Raw genomic sequence first — 21,093 nt, 5'->3', positions numbered from 1 at the left:
CGGCGGTCCCCTCGCCGTTCTCCGTTACAGGTTCATATCGGCCGGCTCGCGGCCAAAATGCATGTCGCCCTTACTTTAAGCTCTACCGAGATCGTAGAAGGTCCTCCAGACAGAATGATCACTGCCTGAAACAAGTTACCATCTCTGTGCGTTTAGAAGGACGGAGGTGGATCTTATGAAAAAAATAACAATACTGTTGCTATTGTCCGTTGCGTTGACGGCTTGTAATCTGTTCTATCCGCAAAACCAATCGGAGACGGTAAGAAATGCTCCTGCTGCTGAAACACCTGAAACGACAACAACTGCTCCTGCTGCTGAAGTACCTGAGACGACAACAACTGCTCCTGCTGCTGAAGCACCTGAGACCGCAAGAAATCACCCTGCTGCTGGAGCATCCGAGACAACGACCCATACTCCTGCCACTAAAGGAGAAGCGAAACCGTTGTATACCGTAAGTATCGAGGCACCCGAAACAGTTAAGAAAAATGAGGTTTTTTCGATCACTGCAACACTGTTGAATTCAAGCGGCAAGCGGACTACAATCATGCATGCTTCGCAGCTTTTTATATTTAGAATCAAGGACAGTAAAGGAATGCAAGTCAATGTGATTTCAATGGATCATGTCGGAATTATGAGAGGATTAAGAGCAAACGAAACAATAACAGAAACATACCAGTACAAATTGGAATCAACTGGGCAGTATGAGGCTTCGGCGATTGCGCAATTTCGTGTTGGTGAAGGGAATTATGAACTGGAGACAAATAAGTCCGTTTTTGAGGTTGTTCCCCAATAGTGCCTTTTGAAGATAGGCTTAAGAAACAACTCAGCTTCCTTGATGGCGTCCGGCAACGATCTGTGTCCATGCTGCTGCAAGGGGGCAAGCCGCGAAACTACGAAAGAGTCATTATCGTATGTCCGAGGAACTAAAGTATATGGAGGCTGTACCAGAGCGGGCGGCCTCTTTTTGACGCGTAGAGAAGTTTACAGGCCGTCGAGCATAAGGTATAACAGGGATAGCAATGCGCGAGCGACGGAGGGGATTCGATGAAACCGATAGTGGCCATCACGGCCAATTATGAGGAAGAAAGCGCGAGTCTGAAGCACTCTTATTCCGAATGGATACTGAAATCGGGCGGGATTCCCGTTATCGTGCCGTTCGGATTGGGGGAGGAGGAGGTCCGCAAGCTGTGCGAGGTGACCCATGGCTTGCTGCTCACCGGGGGGCCGGATATCGATCCGGGCTATTATGGAGAAGAGCCGCTGCCGGAGTTGGGGCGCATAACACCCGAACGCGACGGGCTCGAGGTGCTGTTAGTCCGCGAATACGCGGCGGCGGGCAAGCCGATTTTCGCCGTATGCCGGGGCGAGCAAGTGCTCAATGTCGCTTTGGGCGGTAGCCTATATCAGGACATATATTCGCAATGCCGAACGCTCCAGCACAGCCAGAAGGCGCCGAGAAGCCATCTGTCCCATCGGGTGCGCACCGAGGAGGACAGCATGGTTGCCCGCATCGCCGGGACGACCGAGTTCAAAGTAAATAGCTTTCATCATCAGGCCGTCAAGGAGCCCGCGCCGGGCATGCGCGTCACCGCCAAATCCGAAGACGGCATCGTCGAGGCGATCGAAAGCGAGTCGCATCGTTTCGTCGTCGGCGTCCAGTGGCATCCGGAGGATACTGCGGGCACCGATGACGTTTCGCGCAAGCTGTTTGAGGCTTTTGTTAAGGCTTGTGCGGGGGAGTGAGTAAATAGAGATTACAAAAAACAGCCAGTTTTCCTAATGGGAACATGGCTGTTTTTTGTACTATGCAGTACATAAGGCATTAATTGAAACATCGAAGTTTTGTACTTCTAAATATACAATCTTTCTTCCGTTTGGTAAAATATAGTATGAAGTATTTACTCCCACCACCAAGCTACTGTATTGCCGGAAACGTTTTCTTTCTTCGTTACACGGTATACAGCTACGAGTTCTGCTTCAGATAGATCACAATTCGTGTAGTTTTCTGTCACTTTATTTCGGTTGCAGGTATTCTTTACTACTTCTTTGAGACTGCTTGACCACATAACTTCTTGCATAGGGAACCCTCCTTTAATATTTTTCGAACACTTCTAATATATCATTTTCCAAAATTATCAGAAAGAGGGTATCCACTTGAAAAAAAGAATTATTTTTTCGACAGTTTTCGTATTAATTATCCTTGCCCAATGTTGGTTCCTCTATTTAACGATTCGTTATCCGTTCTTAGGAATTAATTTGAAGCAAAATGAAAACAAGGAGTGGACCGTTTATTCCATCGACAGAGTAGACAGTTCTTCTCGTTTGGATATTCAAATAGGGGATATTATTGTTAATATTAATAATTTAGTGCCTGATGACTATCATACAGTTCAAAAATGGCAAATCATTGAGCAAGCCGATACGATAGTGCTATTTCGTGACGGTGAAACTATCTATCTTTCAACCAATTCCTTAAGTGATTCCCTGAAGTATGATCTTTTAATTCCCATTGTTGAAACACTTTGTTTTATAGCTGCGATATTACTGCTCCTAAAAGTCAGGAACTCCCGTTCAGCTCAATTTTTAGCGCTTGTATTTGTTGTTACCGGTATTACGTTCATGAGTCTTGCAGGTTCGATGAGAGGGGATGCGACTGGTAAACTCTTACTTACAAACTCGCTTATTACTATCCCTATTGTATTTCTTCACTTTCTAATTGTTCTTTATAATGAAAAAGGTGGGTTGTCCTACAAGGAGCACTACTTTAAATACCTGTATTTTATAGTGCTTATAGGCGTTTTTGTTAGAATTAGCTTCTACTACGATTCAACGATAAGTTTCCTTATTTACAGATCGAGCTCCTCGTTGAGTCTTTTGTTATTTTTAGTGGGAATTATTTTGGTATTTGCTTTCTTGCTCAATGTATATCTTCAAAATCGAACTAAAAATTCGTACATCAGAACAATTACAAAATTTGTTTGCGGGTCTTTGTTCCTTTCGTTCTTTCCGATTATTTTCTTTTCTTTTATTCCACATATTATCTATGGAAAAGAATTTATTAATTCTTTATACACAAGTTGGTTTGTGCTTATTCTTCCGCTAGCATTTGCCTATCTTATTGGTACTAAGCAACTCTACGACATTGATATGGCTCTTAGAAGAATTGGATTCACCATCATTTTAGCGTCTGCTCCAAGCATTTTGGTGATAGCTGCGGTCTACTTGCTGTTCCCGCATCAACCGTCTCCCAAAAACTACATTTTGTTGTTTTTTGTTATTTTGTTGATTTTCACATTTTTTCTATACTCTACTGAAAACATCTTTACTCGAATGGAAAGATTTATGTTTCCACGAAAACACATACTGCAGGCGGCACTTAAAAAAATCGCAAAGGATTTGACATCCACATCAAGCTTCAGAGAATTAAAAGACTTGATTCTGGTGGATATAGTAAGCACACTGGAGGTTTACGGCGGAGCCATCGCGTTCAAATACAGAGACAGCATAGAAATCATCAGCGAGGGGGATATTGACGAATCAGCAGTGAAGGATATGATCGGTCGTGAAGCCCAACTCGATCATCCGGACTTTATAAGCTTCGAGATCAATAAGCACGAAGAATATACGAGTTATTTAATCATGACGCACAAACGCTCCAACACGCTGCTCGTTCTCGAAGAGGTGCAGTGGCTCGGCCTGATCGTTTCTTATTTGGCGGTAAGTCTCGAGAACGTGTATTTGATCCGCAAGCTGACGGACAAGATGAACCGGATGTCCTCCCAGTCGATGGGGGAGCAGGACACGCAAGATATGAGTTGGTTCCGGAAGCTGTCGTTTGAGCTGCAGGAGCGGGAGCGGATGCGGATAGCCGCCGATATGCACGATACGACGATGCAGGACTTGTTCCACCTGAAACGGAAAATTGCCGCGTTGGGCGATAAGTACGCACTCCCCGCAGAAGCGAAGGAAAACGTCCGCAGTCTTGTCGAGTATGTCGAGATCATCAATGTTACTCTGCGCCAAAACTGCTTCGACCTGCATCCGTATTTGCTGCAGGAAATCGGTTTTATCCGGACTGTCGAAAAAATTGTCGAGCGAGAATCTTACGCTTGTCCGTTCGAAATTCGTTTCGAGGCGGCCGGGGCATACGCGATCGAGCGCCAACAATTGGAAACGAAACGTCATCTGTTCCGGATCGTGCAAGAACTGCTCAATAACGCCAGAAAGCATTCGGAAGCTTCGGTCGTAAGCCTTCGCTTGTCGATGTCGAACGGCTCGTTTCATCTGCACTACCGGGACGACGGAGTCGGCTTCGAGCCGGAGCGCTTGCAGGCGATGTCCGATATTCGGACGTCCGGCGTGGGCATGGAGCAGCTGCGGAGCCGCATATTGCATTTGCACGGACATTTGGAGCTTGAAGCGCACAAAGGAGAAGGGGTTCGCATGAACATTTCTTTTCCGATGAAGGAAGGCATTTCCGCTTAAAGAATGGCTTGTTGCCGGAAAGGGCGATTGATGGTTGAAAGCGACGGAAGAACGGATGCATGTAACAAAAACTAACCCTACCCCGCACGACGAGGCGTTCAAGAAGCTCCTTCAAACGTTTTTCAAGGAATTTATCGAGTTGTTTTTCCCAGAGCTAGATCAAGTGCTGGATCATGGTCAAACCCGCTTTCTCATGCAGGAGCTGCTTGTCGATATCGTTGGGGAGGAGGCGCGCAAGCTGGATTTGCTGCTGGAAACCCGCTACAAGGCGTTGGACGCCTTCGTGCTTGTGCATTTCGAGCCGCAGTCCTACAAGGAAGCCGATTTCCACGAGCGGATGTACATTTACTTTAGCCGCCTTTTCGAGCGGCACCGGAAAGAGCATAGGCTGATTATTCCGATCGCGATCTTCACATCGGACGATTCGAAGAATGAGCCGGATACGCTTGCAATGACGATTGCGGAGCACGACATCCTGCATTTCCGTTTTCTGAAGGTAGAGCTTAGAAACAAAAATTGGCGTACTTTCGTCGACTCGACCAACCCGGTTGCTGCTGCGTTGCTGGCCAAAATGGGATATAATCAAAAAGAGAGGCGCGAGATGCGGCTGACCTACTTGCGTATGCTGCTGCGATTGCGGCACCAATGGGACGAAGCTCGGTTAGCTCTTATCATGTCGGTGGCTGATTTATATTTTCAGCCGAGCAAAGAGGAAGACGAAGCGATCTTCCGGGAAATTCGCAGTCACGATCCCGAGGAAGGAGAGAAGATTATGGAGCTGATGCCTGCATGGAAGAAATGGGGCATGGAGGAAGGCATTGAAATCGGTTTTGAAAAGGGCAAGGTAGAAGGCAAAGCGGAAGAACGTCATTCAATCATCAGAAAGCTGCTCGATAAGGGCTTCTCGCCGGAGGAAGTGGCCGAGACGATCGAGGTTCCGGTGGATGAAGTACGGAAATTGATAAAACAACAGTAAAGTTACGCCTCTTCACCGTAATTTACGGGAGGTGACGGCTATGAATGGACGTTTACCCAAAAAGATTGGCAGAAGGAGCTTTCTCGGCATATCCGGCAAATTGGGACTGGGGATAACGGGGATTTTGGCCGGGAGTACGGGGTTGTTTTACTATGGAGAGACCCAGCGGAGAAAACGGGCGACACCCAAGGAGCGCCCGGGCAACATCATCGAGCTCGGCAAGCTTGAACGGCTATCAGCCATTGCGGGTATCGAGAAGGTCGAGTACGAGGCGACGATTCAAGACGCTTGGGTCGCGAAATCGATAAAAGGCTTCGTATATATAACTAACGATACAAACGGTCAGCTGCTCATATTGTCCCCTATATGCACACACTTGGGGTGTACGGTAGAACCGACTTCCGATAAGGAGCGAGGCGCAATAGATCCTATAGGTTACCGTTGTCCATGTCATGGCGCCGAGTTCGACTCGATCGGAAATGCAACCGGTAGCGGCAGAGGCTTGCAAGGATTGGCCACATTCAAACCTTTAATCGCCGACGGTAGTGTGTATATCAATCTTTTATCGCCAGTAGAGGGACGAGCCTCTACCAGAAGAACATAGTATAATTGGTGACTGCGGAAGACGAGTTGGAGAAATATGTGCCTCGTTTCCATCCCGCATTACCCGTTTGTAACCTTCCCGAAAACAACAAACAGGCTGCCGATCAACAACGATCGGCAGCCTTCTTTTACCCGCCTTCTACTGCTGCAGCTCCTTCGACGCACCGACGCCGGTATCCGCAACCGGAGCCGAGACGGAGAAGCGGGGCAGGCGTACGATCATGGCCACGCCGAACAGAAACACGCCGGTCAGCACGAAGACGGCGGGGATCGGAAGCTGGCTGCCGAGCAGGCCGCCGAGCAGAGGGCCAGCCATGAGCCCCATCGCATTGGCCGACTGGTTCAGGCTGAACGCCCGGCTGCGGAAGGCGTGGTCCGTATTCTGGGCAATAATCGCATTGAGCGCCGGGAATACGGCCGCGAAAAACAAGCCGTACCCGAACCGCAGCGTACCGAAGCCGAGCAGATTGTGAAACGCGACCTGGAGCACATTGCCGATCGCGCCGCCCAAGAGTCCGATGAACAGCACTTTCTCATAACCGATCCGCATGCCGAGCCTGCCCCAGCGGGGAGCGGCCAGCAGCGTGGCGACGCCGACCGCCGAGAAAATAATGCCGGCATGCAGCGAAGCCGAGGAAGCGCTGGAGCCGAGCTGCAGCACGTAGATCGTAAGCAGCGGCTCGGCGATCATGACCGAGGTCGTCGTAACGAACACGATGGCGATGGCGATCATGAGCCGGCGGTTCCGCGCCGCTTCCCTCAGGTCGCTGATGACCGAGGAGCGTTTGCCTTCCGGCTTCACGAAGGAAGGCTCCTTGACCCAGATCAGAGCGATCAGAAAAGCGATGAACACCATGACTCCAGCGGCGAAAAAGGTCTCGCGGGTGCCGATGATGTGGCTGATGACTCCGCCTGCCAGCGGTCCGATAATGGCTGCCGCCGCCGAGGCGGTCGAAATGATGCCCAGCGCGTATCCGACCTGCTTCTCCGGCGTATTGGTGGCGATCATCGCGATAGCCGACGGAATATAACCCGCGAGCAAGCCCTCCACCACTCTGGCGATCAGAAGCATATAAGGATCGTCTACGATAAAATACATGAAATAAGAGGCCGACAAGCATATGCCCGCCCGCAGCATCATCGGTTTCCTGCCGTATTTGTCGGCCATGGAGCCCCAGAACGGAGCGATCAGGGAGCTGGCCAGAAACGTAATGGCGAAGACGCCGCCGGTCCAAGTCTCGAGGTGATCGGTTACGCCCAAATCCTCTTGAAGAAAAATAGGCATGAACGGAATCGATACCGAATACGCCATGCTGACCAGAAAACAGCCCAGCCATAGAATGAACAAGTTGCGTTTCCAGGAGTAAGTCACGACCGAAGGCACTTCCTAACTGTTATTCTGCGTTCCATCGTCATCATATCATGTAATATCGGATATACCCGATAAGAGGTTGTTGTCGCCTCGATAAAAAGTTGTGATGGATGCGGCTTCACAACGACCCGGATTCTCGATTAAACTGATAGAAGAGAGAGGGGGTGTGGACGCTTGCGCAATCCTTTAATTCAAGATGTCCCGGAGGGTACGCCCGTCGAGGAAGGCTATTCGCGCGTATGGGAGCATTACGCCGACGAGCTTCGCCTGCTGGACCTGAAGCTGAGGCTGATGTTCGTTCGCCGCAGAATGTCGGCGCCGGACCCGCAGGCGGACGCGTTCCGGGGCATGTATGTGTCGGAAGACGAGTTCATGCGGATGGTCGGAGATTGGAATGAAGAAGAGGAGGAAGACGGCGATGACGGCGAGCTGGCCTTCACGGCTGCGGAAATACGCAGGCTGCAGGACGAAATAGCGGCCCGCAAGGCGGCAAGCGCCGAACGGCACGTCTTTCTTCCTACTGTTTACATAAGCTCCGTTTTTGCTTTAAGCGAAGTGGAGCAGCAGGTGGTCATGCTGTGCTTGGCCGTCGAGCTGGATCGCAAATACGAGCGGATGTTCGGATTTTTGGCCGACGATTTGACAGTGCGACTGCCGAATGTAGGGCTGGCGCTTCAATTGGTATGCCGTTCGGCCGACGATATGAGGGCGGCGCGCCTCTCCTTCGTACCGGATGGGAAGCTGGCCCGCTATATGCTGGCGAAGGAGGACGGCGAGCCGTTCGGCCGAACGCTTCTGGCCAAGCCTCTTTCCCTTGACCGCAGAATGGCGACGTTTCTGCTCGATACCGGTTCGTTGGACCAAGCCCTTCAGTCGACCGTATCGATTCATTATCCGGACGGCCCGTTAGAGAAGCTGCTCGTTCATGAAGAAGTGCAGGAGCAGTTGGCCTCGTTCGTTTCGATTATGGGCAAATCGCGAAGAGAGGGCGAGGCGGCGGTCGGAGTTCATCTATACGGCTTGTCCGGATCCGGCAAAAAGCTGCATCTGCGGCATTTATGCGCGAATTGGGGCAAAAGCCTGCTGTTCGCCGACCTGCGCCTGATCGCGGCCGATTCCGACCGTTTCGGGGAGACGCTCTCGCGGGTTTTGCGGGAGGCGATGCTTCACCAGACGGCACTAGCCTTTACGCATACGGAGCTGCTGTATCCGGAAGAGCCCGACAAAGGGGCTGTGGAACGTCTGCGAACGTTTCAGGACATGCTGGACGAATTCCGGCTGCCGCTCTTTTTGCTGTCCGAGACAAAGATCCGGCTCGAATGGCATTCCCGCAAAAGAGTTTGGCTGGAGAAGGAGCTGCCCGTCCCCGACGAACGGGAGCGACAATCGCTTTGGCGCGTCCTCGGCGAGACGGCGGAGCTAACGGCCGGCGGGGGCTGGTCCGGAATGGCCGCCAAATTCCGCTTCACGCCGGGGCAAATCCGCGGAGCCATCGACGATGCGGCGGTTTTGGCCGTCTGGGAGAGCAAAGCGATCCTAGACGTGCTCGAACAGGCATGTTACCGTCAAATCCGGCATAGGCTGGAGCGAAAGGCTGTCCGGATCGAGCCCCGCTATACATGGGACGACATCGTGCTGCCCGATGAGCAGAAGGATCTGTTGAGGAATGCCTGCAACCAGATCAAGTACCGGGCGCTCGTGTACGGGGAGTGGGGATTCGAGCGAAAGCTCGCTTACGGCAAAGGGCTATCGATGCTGTACGCGGGACCGCCCGGCACGGGGAAGACGATGTCCGCGCAGGTCGTGGCCAAGGAGCTGCGCATGGAGCTGTACAAGATCGACCTGTCGCAGGTGATCAGCAAATATATCGGGGAAACGGAAAAAAACCTGCACGAGATATTTCGCGAGGCGCAAAAAAGCGGCGCGATCCTGTTTTTCGACGAGACGGACGCCTTATTCGGCAAACGGTCGGAGGTGAAGGACGCCCACGATAAATATGCCAACATCGAGACCGCCTACTTGCTGCAGAAGATGGAGGAGTACGAAGGGATATCCGTTCTGGCGACGAATTTGCTGAACAATATCGACGAGGCGTTTTTGCGCAGGATCAATTACGTGATCAAATTTCCGTTTCCCGATGCGGAATACCGGGAGAAAATTTGGCAGGCTACCTTCCCCAAGGAAACGCCGTTATCCGACGAGCTGGACTTCAAATGGCTGGCCCAAAAATACGAGATCGCCGGCGGAAATATTAAGAACGTGGTCCTTTCCGCGGCATTTCTCGCGGCGGAAAAGGGAGAAAAAATAAACATGCGCCACATCGTGCATGCCGTACGCCACGAGCTGCAAAAATCGGGAAAAATTATATCCCGCAACGACCTGGAAGACTATTGACAGATAGAAATCTATACCATATTTCCTATAGTCAGTCCGGGAGATTACCAGTATAATATACTCGAGTCGGAAAATGTCAGCCGGGCGGCACCTAGCGTATATTTTCCGACATTCCACCAGCGGGATGGGAGAGATTACCTATAGGCGATTATTCCGTCATAGCCGATGTTAGCGCTTCTCTGATCAAGCTGCTGAGGGAGCAGATGACGCCCGATCCGATTCCCCAGCCCGAATTGATCGGTCTTGGCAATCCGGTCGACAAGGGCGATTTTTACTTGTCCCTGTTTCTGTACAATGTCAAAGAAAGCGGTGACAACCGGAAAACCCAGATGATTTCGCGCGGAACGGGCGAAATCCAGTATCCGCCGATGGCGGTCGACCTGCACTACATGATGACCGTCCAGTCTCCGGCAGACTTGCAGTCCCGCGCATTGGACGAACAGCGCATATTGGGACGTGCCATGCAGGTGCTCTACGACAACTCCGTGCTCCGCGGTTCGACAGTAGTCGGGACGCTGGCGGAACATGGAGAAGAGGTGCGTGTCGTGATGGACAGCATATCCGGTGACGGAATGCTGAACATGTGGAACTTCGCGGACACCCCTTACCGGCTTACCGTCAGCTATATAGTAGGACCGGTCATGATCGATTCGACCCGTATCAAGACGACCAAACGGGTTCTCGAGCGCGACGTTTCGATTCAAGGCTAGCTGGGGGGAGTCAGTATGGAACAACTGCGTGTCGTCCGCATGAAATCGCGGGTTTCGCTCGTAATCGCGCTGCGCGACGGCTACGTTTCCGGACCGCCCTCCGACCGCAATATGGAGGTGCGACTGGTTCAATATCCGAGAAAGCCGATCGGCAAGCCGGACGGCACTTACATATTCGTTGACTTGGATCCGGGTACATATCGTTTGGACATTAGCTCTACTTATTACTTTCGCGAGACCAGGGACATTTCGGTCGGTTCCTCCAATCGCGTCATTCATATTCCTCTAATCCCGATTCCATCTTATCCGTATAAGCCGAACGATACGCTCGTGCGGGCGATCGTGGCGGAAGCTTCCGGCGCCCCTTTGCGGCATGCGGGCGTGACGGCTACCCTGTTATCCGACGACTGCGTCAAAGGGCGCATATCCGAGGACAAAACGGTGAAAGGAAGCGACGAGATTACGGTCGCGTCCCTTACCGGGAAAATCGAGATCGGCGACCGTTTCTTGCTGGTCGGGCGAGGCTCCAAGGAAGGCCGCGAAATCGTATGCATTCGCGAAGTGCTCGAGCATCAGAAACGGTTTCGGCTGGAAAGCGTCCTCACTTCCTCGTATTCGCGGGGATCGCTGCTGTATCCCATATACGCGACGAAGACGACCGAACGGGGCGAGCTGGCAGTCGCCTTTCCGGGGGGGAAGTCGAATTCGTTCAAGGCCGAGCTCCGCATCGAGCGCGAGCCGGGCGTAACGATCGCGGCCCAAGAAATTACCGTAGCAGAAGGCCAAACCGTCAATCTTGGAACATGGACCGTCTAGCATCCGGGCTCATTTCCATTTTGAATACTAAAAACCGAAGCCGAAAGGAGAGAACTGGTCCGAGTTTACGGCATGGCGGACAATGCAAATCGTCCCATGCCGTCGAATATGACCGGGAAACAATGGCAGAATATTTATCGCCAGGCGTGTATGTGGAAGAGTTTGACAGTGGCGCGGCTCCGTTGGAAGGGGCAAGCACAAGCACGGCCGGATTCATCGGCTTGGCGCAACGGGGGGAAATTGAAGGACTTCCTCAACTCGTAACGAGCGTAGCCGATTTCCATCGCATCTTCGGCAGCTATTTGTCCGAGAACGCCTTCGGCGACTATCGTTTCTTGTCCTACGCCGTCGAGCATTTCTTCCTGAACGGCGGAGCGCGTGCATTCGTTATGCGCGTAGCGCCATCCGACGCCAAGCTGGCCAACAACCAGTCCGCGTCGAATAAGGAATCCTCCATCCTGAACATTCAATCCAAAAATCCGGGAGCATGGGGAAATCAAGTTCGCATCGCGGTCGTTCCATCGAGCAAAGCCAAAACCCAAATTTACGAAATATTGGGCGATGCCGAGCAATCCAAGCAATACCGCGTGAAAAACAATGCAGGTTTCAACGTTGGCGATGTAGTCGCTTTCGAAGCGAACGGCGAGAAGCAGTACAATAAAATCGTATCCTCGCAGGACAACATTATCGAGCTGGAAACGCCGCTCGAAGGCGGAGAAGCGGTTATCGATCAAAACCTGCTGCCTGCGAAGGTGTTGACGACCAGCGAGTTTACGATGCACGTGTTCTACGGCGACGAGGCGGAAACGTTCGAAAGAATGTCCCTGAACGTATCGGCCGCCAACCATATCGAGAAAGTGATGGCCCGCTCCAATATCGTCAAGGTGCAGGACATATCCGGCGGCGGCAGCGGCGCGGTAGCTCCGTTCGAAGTCATTTCCGGACAGGAAGAGACGGCAGGCAAATACCAAATCGCACTTTCCGGCGGCAGCGACGGCTCCGTGGCCAACTTGTCCGCATCCGATTTCATGGGCCAGGATCGGGGACCGGGTAAACGGACCGGCATCCAGGCGTTTATCGACAACGACTTCGTCAGCATTATGGCCGTGCCCGGCGTTACCGATCCCAACGTACAGTTGGCTCTCGTAGCGCATTGCGAAAACTTGGGCAGCCGTTTCGCGGTGCTTGACATTCCGCGCGACAAAACGAAGGTAACGGACGTCATGACGCACCGCAACATTTTCGACAGCCAATACGCGGCGATGTACAATCCGTGGCTGCAAGTATTCGACCCGCTCGACAAACGCAACATCTATATCCCGCCATCGGGCTCGATGGTCGGTATCTACGCCCGTTCCGACAATACGCGCGGCGTACATAAAGCTCCGGCGAACGAAGTCGTGCGAGGCGTGGTAGGTCTCGATTGCCAGTACAACAAGGGCGAGCAGGACATCCTGAATCCTCAAGGGGTCAACCTGATCCGCCAATTCGCCGGGCAAGGCATCCGCGTCTGGGGCGCCCGCACTTGCTCCTCCAACGGGCTGTGGAAGTACATCAACGTAAGAAGACTGTTCATATTCCTCGAAGAATCGATCCGCAACGGCACGAACTGGGTCGTCTTCGAGCCGAACGACGAGCAGCTGTGGGCCCGCGTACAGCGGACGATCGATGCTTTCCTGACACGCGTATGGAGAGACGGAGCCCTCACGGGCAGCAGTCCGGGCGAAGCGTTCTATATCAATATCGGACGGAGCACGATGACGCAGGACGATATCGATAACGGCCGCCTCATTTGCGTAATCGGCGTAGCTCCGGTGAAGCCCGCCGAGTTCGTCATCTTCCGGATTACGCAAAAAACGAGAGAAGAATAAATAAAACGTCCTTCATTCTTAACGTTCAGGAAAGGGGTATAGTATGGCAGGCGAACGCAAAGATCCATACCGCAATTTTAGATTCCGCGTCGAAGTGGCCGGTATTCAGCAGGCCGGGTTCAGCGAAGTGTCCGGTTTCGACGCCAGTTTATCCGTAATCGAATACCGGGAGGGCAATCAGGTTATCACTCCCCGCAAGCTGCCCGGGTTGGCCAAATACGGCAATATCACGCTCAAATGGGGCGTTACGGATTCGTTGGATATGTACAACTGGATGGCCGAATCGATTCAAGGCAAAATTACGCGCAAAACGGTTACGATTATCGCCATCAATGAAGAAGGCGCGGACGTAGCCACCTGGCAAGTTATCGAGGCATGGCCTTCCAAATATTCGGCGCCCGGCTTCAACGGCTCGGGCAACGAAGTGGCGATCGAAAACCTGGAGCTGGCTCACGAAGGAATGACACGCACGAAGTAACGATTTGCGGACCAGCGGGAAGCGGCGTCGGGCTACGCCCTGCTCTTCCCGCCTCCGTTTTTCATGGCCTTGGTTGCGAAGCGAGTTTTGCATACGCGATATGTTTAGGAGGACTTTAGAGATGGCTTTTCAAACCGAATACGAATTCGAGCTTCCCCGCGGATATGTCGACGATAGCGGAACGCTTCACAAGCGGGGCGTCATGCGCCTTGCGACGGCTGCGGACGAAATATTGCCGATGCGCGACCAACGGGTGCAGCAAAACCCCGGCTACCTCAGCATTATATTGTTGGCCCGCGTCGTCATCAAGCTGGGCGAGCTGCGTGCGATCGACACCCGCACGGTCGAAGGGCTGTTTACCGCCGATCTCGCTTACTTGCAAAATCTGTATCGTACGATCAATGAGGTGGAAGCTCCGAAGGTTCATTGCATTTGCCCGAAATGCGAGCATGAATTCGATGTGGACGTGTCTTTTTTGGACGAGACGGCGGAGGCATAACCGGATACCCCATTGACAAGATTTACGAGGAGGCCGGCTTTATCGCCTATTATTTTCACTGGCCGCACGAGCAGATCATGTCGATGGAGCATCGGGAACGCAGACGCTGGTGCGAGGAAATTTCCAAAATCAACCGAAATTTGAACGACGACGGTCAGGAGAAGCCGCCCAATCCGTTCGACGTGTTTAACAAGAGGTGATGACGTCTGTGACTACGCAGCGCACGAACGATGCGATCGGAGCTTTCCGTTTCAAGGTGGAGCTCGACGGATTGCTGGTAGGCGGTTTTTCCGAGGTCACCGGCATCCAGTCAGAGACCGAAGTGATGGAATACCCCGAAGGGGGACTGAACACCCATGTGCATATATTGCCGAAGCATACGAAGTACTCCCGCATCGTGCTGAAGAGAGGGATTACCCAATCCAGCGAGCTGTGGGATTGGTATGACGGCGTGGCGGGAGGCACGATCAAGCGGAAGAGCGGTTCCGTTATTTTGCACAATCATGCCGCCAAAGAGCTTTGCCGCTGGAATTTTTTCGAAGCGTATCCCGTCAAGTGGCACGGTCCGGATCTGAATGCGACGAGCGGCAATGTGGCGGTCGAATCGATCGAGATCGTCCATAACGGGTTAAAGACCATCTTCAGCAAGTCATAAGAACGGCGCATCGTTCTTGAAGCCGCATGCGGGAGGGATTCCATATGGCACCACCAAAACCGTATAAGTCCCGAATCCTCGGCGGTCCCTCGAAAACGGCCGGCGTGCAGGCCGATGTCCGTGTCGCGGACAAAGGCATGGCGGGGAATGACCCGGACCGGTTTGCGTCCGGAATTATGAGCAAGTACGGGTTCACGCGGGGCAATTATTTGGGCCGCCTGTCGCTCGTGTTCAAGCAGCAGCGCGAGCTGGTCCGGCAAATCATGCGCGGCGCGAAGAGCTCGGACGTCATGACGGCGCAATGGCTGATTCGTCTGCAGCAGCTGCAGCAAGCGATGCCGGCGACGCCGCGAGAGCGCATGGTCGTCTCGGAAACGACCCGGCTTGTGGAGCGGATCATCGTCGAGAAGGAAACGGCCCAGACGGGTAATGGTCAGTCGGCCGATAAATCGGCCTTAATTCCCGACTCGAAACCGACCGGGCATGCTTCCGAAGAACGCTCGGATGCTCCGAACACCGGACGGAGCGGTCGTTCGGGAGACGAGAAAACGGATCGTTCCGAACGCAGCCGCGACAAACAAGCGAAGACGACCAAAACGCGGAACTCCCGTAAATCGTCCGATCCAGACGGCACGACCCCAGCTTCACCGGACGGGAAATCGAAACGCAAGCGTAAAGCGAATCAGGAAGCAGTCAACAAGGATACGAAAGCCGCCGATCCGGCAACGGAAATTGCGCCGCCGATCAGGGCGGAGGTACCCGGAGGCAAGGGAGTCGTCATCATTCGGGCGAAGCCGTTCGCTGACGGATCGATGTTCACGCAGCTCGAAGCTGCCGGTCCGAAGCACGGTCTGGGCATGCGGACGGGGCTCGGAGTGAAATCGGCCATGGTGCACTTAGCCGGTCGCCGCCAAACCGACGGCAATCCGGGATCGCGACGGGCTCGAAATGAGCAGCCTGGCCGTTTAGGGGCCAAAAGCGTATATTTACACCCTTTCGAAACGATATACCGTTCGACCCGCACGAATACTTATGCGGAATCCGTAATCGACAAATATGCGCGAGCTTCGGATCCTGCCAGCCGCAACACATTAACCCGGAATGATTCGGTTCAGCTTCGCGGAACGCCGCGACTCGATCGAAATTCCTTGCAAGCGAAGCAAGCAAACCGCGAACATAACGAAGGATACTCCGCGGAAACTGTGCGGCCAATGGACCGAGACAGTGGACACCCGGCGGTGGAGAGCCTTTTCCCGTCCAACCGGGCCGCGGATTCGATCCGACTACCATATAAGCTCCCGGCACAAGCGAAAATCGGAGCAGCTCCGGTGGAGCGAAAGCATACGTCTCTAAAACCGTTTCCGTTGTCCGGAAACAACTCGGCTGTCGCGGCAGTAGACGGACACAGTCCGGGGCATACCGTACAACGGCTTTTAAGGAAGCCGATCGGCGGCCGCTCCATAAATCCCGCCATCGATCGGGATTTCTCGTCTTCGCTTGGGAACATGCATGTATTTCGGCGACCCTTGCAGGGAAACGGGCATTCGATTCCCGGAGCACGGGCGATTCGACATGCCATTGTATTTGCGAGGCCGGAGACGGTCGATCCATACATAATGATTAACCGGTTCGCATTCCGTCGTTCTCCGCTGCATGGGAATCAAGCGGTGAGGCCGAATACCCATGGGCCATTTATCGCGCGCAAGTCCGAACGATTGAATAGCCAAGCGTGGTCGTTCGGCCGTCCGGGATCAAGCGATCAAGTAGTCGGCGCGGGACCGGCCAGACGCGGCGTCCAAACATTTGATCATTTCTACGGAGTATCAGCCGGTAGCCGGGTCAGACCGGTTGGCGGGCAATTAACCTTGCTTATGCACCGGCATGATAAGAAAGGCAAGGAAACCGTACATCGTCGTACGATGCATCCGAGCCATGTTTCTTACGACGCTAACGGGCGTCAACCGGTATTTTCGAAGGGCGTATTATCGAACTCGACTCAATCGAGTATACCGCGCTTCCTGAGCATGCGTATCGATACGGCTTTCAGGCCTATGGCGTCGACTCTCCGTTCACGGCTCGATACGCCGGCCGTGCGAGCTTTTGACGACCTGTTAACGGATATTTCGACGGACAATCGACTCTTTGCGGCAATGCTGTCGAGCGCCGGGCACACGAACGCGCTCTCGCGGCAAAGTGGCAATCAGTCGTCTGACGCGATCATTCGCAGAAAACAACGGTTTGAAAAGGAGGAAGATGACAAGCCTTTCCGAACCGTGCATCGATTCGGAAACGAGAGGGAACGGGGCACTGCTTCGATGCCGGGAAGGGTTCCGACCGGACGCCGTTTGACCGGCAGAACGATTATACCGTCAGCGGAGTCGGACGATTCCGGAATGGCGAATACAGCCAGTCCGTTCGCTATCGGTCGGGGATCGACTGCCGGCTTTATCCGGGCACCTTCCATGGAAACGATTGTGGCGCGGGCCCGCAGAGCCGTGACGGCAAACGAAAGGGAAACGTCGATCTTGCCGTCGAGTATGGCGCTTCGCCGCGAGGTAGGGATACGAAGGAATTTGCTTGATCCGACCGCCATGCCGGAAAAAAATGCATGGCAAATGTCCCTTTTCTCCCGGGATTTGCGCATACATCGCGAGAGGGGCGGTTCTCTCCGTTCCATCGGCGATAAGCCGCCGACGGTTCGAAATCGACATATTCGCAACGATGACGTTTCTTCCGATTTTGTCGAGGATGGAGCTATACAAGCAAATCGCTCTCAACCTCGACAGAACGAACGCGGCAAGCGATCGGCCGTGTTTCGTTCAACCATACATAGTTCGACTCAATCGCCAATAGGCTTCAGTTCCGGTCAGTATACCGCAATCCGACAATTTCCGTACGGGATCGGCGCTTCGGAATTCACACCTCCCACATCCCGACAGTTGCGGCGGATGATGTCCGCTGCGGCATACCCGACAATAAAACGGAATTCGCGGCATCCGGAGCCGCGGCATCGATTTGACCGTCTTGCCGGCACGCAATCGGAGGATGCAGTTTACTCGCCTCGCGCCTCCGCTGCGGCTTCGCTAGTGTCGAGACTCGTACTCCGTCGGTCGTCTGCCGACCATGCGGAGTCGGATGCTCCGTCGCGAATAGGCTTCAGTTTCGGTCAGTCTACCGCAATCCGACAATTTCCGTACGGGACTGGCGTTTCGGAATTCGCTCCTCCCACATCTCGACAGCTGCGGCGAATGATTTCCAATGCGGCATATCCGACAATAAAACGGATTTCGCGGCATCCGGAGCCGCGGCATCGATTTGACCGTCTTGCCGGCACGCAATCGGAGGATGCAGTTTACTCGCCTCGCGCCTCCGCTGCGGCTTCGCTAGTGTCGAGACTCGTACTCCGTCAATCGTCTGCCGACCATGCAGAGTCGGATGGAGGGATTTCTTACGGACCTCGTTCCCCGGTGCGAGGGAAGCCGTATACGGAGGAAACGTTTCAAAAGTATGCGACGTCTCGTATGGGGCATGATTCCGGCATCGGCCCTCGATCGGGTCCGTATGAGGAAGATAAAAAGGCGTTCGTGTTCGGCATCAAGCTTCGTCCCGCGATGACATCCATTTCCGGCGGAATTTCAGCCGATCATGCCGACAATGCGGAGGACTTCCCTTCTGCGCGTCGACCGATTAGGCTGAAGCGGACGGCTGCTCCGGGGACACCGATGGGGCATATTCGCGATCCGCTGTCTGTGGAATCGTTCGGTAGGCGATTTCCGTTACGGATACAAGCGGCGCGCCCCCGTCATGTTAACAGTTCCGGATCGAGCCCGGAACCGACGAGCGTTATTCGGATGTTCGTGCAAAGGAGTGACCGAGGGGAACCAGGTCAAGCTCGTATGCTTCGTATGCCGTCGAAGTCTGGCATCATTCCTTCCGCAATGCCGGTCGGCAGCATTTCCCGGCCGCAGGCGGATCGCATGCGTTTGATCTACGGCAATTACGACGGAACGTACGGTTTGGCGGATTTGCGGAATACGTTACGGAAGTATGCGTTAGATGCGGGCAGCGGGGTTGGTTCCACACGAGCTTTCACTCAAGCCGTGCCTAATCGACTTGCAGTCGGCAGGAGCATTTCCGCCGCCTCAGCCATCGACAGGCTTAACGTTCGACTGAATCCGGCCAAACCGCAGACGATTCGAACGATCGAGGATCGATTCATGCCGATGTCGAGCGCTGACAAGGCGTCCGATCGGACTGGTTCCGGTCCTTCTTATCCGGCGACGATTGGCCTTATGCTAAAACGGCTTCTTCGCGGACGGCAAGACCCGGAAGCGGGACCGTTCGGTATGGAACGCGGAGCCCAGTCCGACAAAAGCGGTACGGTACGCATGCGCCCCCTTTACGGATCGGGCGTGGCCGACGGTGCGCGAAGTTATAGCGGTTTGCAATCCGTTCGTCAGAACGGAGTCATCCATAGACGTAACGGATATGGGGCGAGCGCAGCTTCCTCATACGGGCAAAATGCGAAAATGTTTCGTGCGGCAGCGGACATTTCGGGCGCGACGGATCGGAGCCGGAATGGATTCCCGTCTACGGAATCCGGAGCGGTGCGGCATCGGCCCGCATTATTTTCCTCTGCGTCGGATAGGCGCCGGAGCTCGGTACGAGCAAGCCTATCGTTCTTGCTGAAGCGACATGCGGAAATCGAAACGGATGTATCGGAGTCGTGGCCGGAGCTGTCGACCGGAACGATTCGCAGGCAATCGGGCGAATTAAACGTTCTGACGAACCGAATGCCGACATCGGCATGGATACCGGCAGTGGATGATCCGAATGCGGAATTCGCGATTAGCCGCAGCGATGTGAGCAATATATTATCACACTCCCGTAAGCAAACGTCGTCAAGACGAGACGGGCCAGACGCGTTCGTCAATCGTTTATCGGCGTATGGGGATAGCGGCAGCGGGAACGCCGTCGAACGGATGATTCCGATCCGTCGGAGATACGTGCCGACAGCCAATGGATCGGACTTATCGGCGGGAAAAGACGGGCTGACTCCATTTGTCGTCGGAGCCGATTCGCACCGACGTCCTTCAAGAGGAGCGCAGCAAGACTTGGAGCGGTGGACGCGGCCCGGCTCCGACCGAACGTTGTTACGTTATAGGAGTCATTTTACCGATCGGACGGATCGAATACATACGGCAGTTTCATTCCAATCTGGTATTGCCCGGGAGCACGCTTCGGCAGCAAGGAGTAGCGGGGAGATCAGGCGAACGGCGCCGTTGAAGCGGAACGAAACGGCAAGGGCTGCACCTGTTTCGTCGGCCCGTTCTGTCGGAATGACCGGGGAGAAGCTTGTTTTCCCCTATCGCTCCAGGGAGGCCGCAGCGGACGGAATGGAACGGATTCAGCGAAGATGGAGCGGGTCCAACGCAAATGTCCGAACGTCGATCGTTCGCAATGTGAATCGATTCACGTCTTCGCCGGGAATAATCCGCTCCGCGGCCCCTATCGTATCCTTATATACGCTTGACCGGGCGGCGGGCGAGAACGGCGGAGGCTTTGCCATCGTGCAACGAGCGCCGGGCCCGATAAGCGGCACCGCGAATAGTGCGGTGCGCACGATACGCGACGGCTATCAAGCGTGGTACAACTATTACTTTGCCAAAACGGGCACCGCGCGTATGGAAAGCCCGGAAAAGCGACCGCCTGATCGCATTCGTCCGTCTGCGGCGGCGGAGCTCCGTCTCGTGCGTACCGCAATGAACCCGGGTGCCGCGGCTGCGGGAACGCTTCGGATGAATAAATCGGGCGGGAGGAGTCCGGTCCGGTCTGAGCGACGCGGCATTCCGCAGCAGCAGACGGCAATTTCCGCAGCGTCGGAGAACGTTTTGAGGATGAGGCAAAGCGATACCCGGCATACGGATCCGATGTTCCAGCTGGAGCACAAGCTGAAGGCGGCGGTTCCGGGCGCGCTCGGATCGGACCCGGCGGATCTGGACTATCGACGGCAAATGAAGCCGGCCGCCCCGCCCGAACAGGCGCCGGCCGCCGAGCCCGTCCCGCCGCAGGTCGATATGGCGGAGCTTCAGGAGATGGTTAAGAAGCTGCCCCAATTCGATATTAAGAAAATCGTCGATCGCGTCTATCGGGAGATCGAACGAAAAATCCGCTTCGACAGGCAGACGCGAGGACTGTAGGGCGTTATATCGCAGCAAGGGAAAGCGGGGGAGC

Annotated in this window: 16 protein-coding genes; 14 read left to right on the top strand and 2 right to left on the bottom strand. The window is 54.1% G+C overall.

Annotated features, from left to right (window positions below; genetic code table 11):
- Positions 1-175 precede the first annotated feature (175 nt).
- Entirely contained in the window at positions 176-793 is a 618-nt protein-coding gene (locus tag FE784_RS31015; protein ID WP_139606147.1) for a hypothetical protein, read from the top strand.
- Between the two features lie 251 nt (positions 794-1,044).
- Entirely contained in the window at positions 1,045-1,743 is a 699-nt protein-coding gene (locus FE784_RS31010; protein ID WP_139606146.1) for a gamma-glutamyl-gamma-aminobutyrate hydrolase family protein, read from the top strand.
- A 155-nt stretch (positions 1,744-1,898) separates the two neighbouring features.
- Here FE784_RS31010 and FE784_RS31005 read toward each other — a convergent pair whose 3' ends face one another.
- On the bottom strand, positions 1,899-2,078 hold the full coding sequence (locus FE784_RS31005; RefSeq protein WP_139606145.1) for a hypothetical protein: 180 nt from the start codon (positions 2,076-2,078) through the stop codon (positions 1,899-1,901).
- A gap of 1,363 nt (positions 2,079-3,441) precedes the next feature.
- Between FE784_RS31005 and FE784_RS41220 the strand changes: the two genes are divergently transcribed.
- Genes FE784_RS41220 through FE784_RS30990 form a run of 3 tightly spaced genes read left to right on the top strand, consistent with a single transcriptional unit; the run spans position 3,442 to position 6,065 of the window.
- On the top strand, positions 3,442-4,485 hold the full coding sequence (locus FE784_RS41220; RefSeq protein WP_246132274.1) for a sensor histidine kinase: 1,044 nt from the start codon (positions 3,442-3,444) through the stop codon (positions 4,483-4,485).
- A 55-nt stretch (positions 4,486-4,540) separates the two neighbouring features.
- Entirely contained in the window at positions 4,541-5,461 is a 921-nt protein-coding gene (locus FE784_RS30995) for an Rpn family recombination-promoting nuclease/putative transposase (protein WP_139606143.1), read from the top strand.
- Between the two features lie 40 nt (positions 5,462-5,501).
- Positions 5,502-6,065 carry a QcrA and Rieske domain-containing protein gene (locus FE784_RS30990; RefSeq protein WP_139606142.1) on the top strand — a complete coding sequence of 188 codons (564 nt, stop codon included), beginning with the start codon at positions 5,502-5,504 and terminating at the stop codon, positions 6,063-6,065.
- 138 nt (positions 6,066-6,203) lie between these two features.
- Here FE784_RS30990 and FE784_RS30985 read toward each other — a convergent pair whose 3' ends face one another.
- The gene (locus tag FE784_RS30985) at positions 6,204-7,436 is read right to left on the bottom strand and encodes an MFS transporter (RefSeq protein WP_139606141.1); all 1,233 of its coding nucleotides are present in this window, start codon (positions 7,434-7,436) and stop codon (positions 6,204-6,206) included.
- 174 nt (positions 7,437-7,610) lie between these two features.
- Between FE784_RS30985 and FE784_RS30980 the strand changes: the two genes are divergently transcribed.
- The 9 genes from FE784_RS30980 to FE784_RS30940 all read left to right on the top strand — a co-directional run bounded on the left by FE784_RS30980 (position 7,611) and on the right by FE784_RS30940 (position 21,059).
- A complete protein-coding gene (locus FE784_RS30980) occupies positions 7,611-9,830 on the top strand; it encodes an ATP-binding protein (protein WP_139606140.1) in 2,220 nt (739 codons plus the stop codon).
- A gap of 98 nt (positions 9,831-9,928) precedes the next feature.
- Positions 9,929-10,540 carry a Pvc16 family protein gene (locus FE784_RS30975; RefSeq protein ID WP_342779149.1) on the top strand — a complete coding sequence of 204 codons (612 nt, stop codon included), beginning with the start codon at positions 9,929-9,931 and terminating at the stop codon, positions 10,538-10,540.
- A 15-nt stretch (positions 10,541-10,555) separates the two neighbouring features.
- Entirely contained in the window at positions 10,556-11,356 is an 801-nt protein-coding gene (locus tag FE784_RS30970; protein WP_139606138.1) for a hypothetical protein, read from the top strand.
- Between the two features lie 122 nt (positions 11,357-11,478).
- Complete coding sequence (locus FE784_RS30965) at positions 11,479-13,227, top strand: phage tail sheath family protein (protein WP_139606137.1); 1,749 nt, start codon at positions 11,479-11,481, stop codon at positions 13,225-13,227.
- Positions 13,228-13,270: 43 nt separating this feature from the next.
- Positions 13,271-13,705, top strand: a complete 435-nt coding sequence (locus tag FE784_RS30960) for a phage tail protein (protein WP_139606136.1) — start codon at positions 13,271-13,273, stop codon at positions 13,703-13,705.
- A 121-nt stretch (positions 13,706-13,826) separates the two neighbouring features.
- Positions 13,827-14,204, top strand: coding sequence for a phage tail assembly protein (locus FE784_RS30955; protein WP_139606135.1), 378 nt, complete (start codon positions 13,827-13,829; stop codon positions 14,202-14,204).
- A complete protein-coding gene (locus FE784_RS42695) occupies positions 14,159-14,404 on the top strand; it encodes a DUF6760 family protein (protein ID WP_342779148.1) in 246 nt (81 codons plus the stop codon). The genes FE784_RS30955 and FE784_RS42695 overlap by 46 nt, the downstream gene beginning before the upstream one ends.
- On the top strand, positions 14,404-14,859 hold the full coding sequence (locus FE784_RS30945) for a phage tail protein (protein ID WP_139606133.1): 456 nt from the start codon (positions 14,404-14,406) through the stop codon (positions 14,857-14,859). Before FE784_RS42695 ends, FE784_RS30945 begins: the two co-directional genes overlap by 1 nt.
- A 44-nt stretch (positions 14,860-14,903) precedes the next feature.
- A complete protein-coding gene (locus tag FE784_RS30940; protein ID WP_139606132.1) occupies positions 14,904-21,059 on the top strand; it encodes a hypothetical protein in 6,156 nt (2,051 codons plus the stop codon).
- Positions 21,060-21,093 lie beyond the last annotated feature (34 nt).

Origin of the sequence: Paenibacillus hemerocallicola, assembly GCF_006265175.1 — a bacterium.
Taxonomy (GTDB): domain Bacteria; phylum Bacillota; class Bacilli; order Paenibacillales; family NBRC-103111; genus Paenibacillus_AB; species Paenibacillus_AB hemerocallicola.
This window is presented reverse-complemented; position numbering and strand designations above follow the sequence as displayed.